Raw genomic sequence first — 285 nt, 5'->3', positions numbered from 1 at the left:
CGGTGCCACCACGCTGGAGGAGGTGCGGGCGCTGCTGCGCCAGGAACCAGCGGGCGACGGCGGCTGGATACGTGCGTGGGGCCTGAACCCGAACGCTTTCGGCACAGTCCCTTTGCACCGGGACTCCCTCGATGACATCACCGGTGATCGGCCGGCACTGATCCGCTTGTTCGATGCCCATTCGGCCTTGGCCAACAGCAAGGCCTTGGAGATCGCCGGAATCCGAGGCCGCCATGAGTTCGGGCAGGCGGCGGAAGTGGTGTGCGACGCAGACGGGGTTCCTAC

General features: G+C 67.0%; 1 protein-coding gene. It reads left to right on the top strand.

Annotated elements, in window-relative coordinates; genetic code table 11:
* A partial coding sequence (locus tag SB847_RS20850; RefSeq protein ID WP_410578493.1) for an amidohydrolase family protein occupies window positions 1-285 on the top strand: 285 nt, incomplete at both ends.

The sequence above is a fragment of the Bacillus sp. SIMBA_026 genome (assembly GCF_046535335.1).
In the GTDB taxonomy this organism is placed as follows: Bacteria; Bacillota; Bacilli; order Bacillales; family Bacillaceae; genus Bacillus; species Bacillus velezensis.
This window is presented reverse-complemented; position numbering and strand designations above follow the sequence as displayed.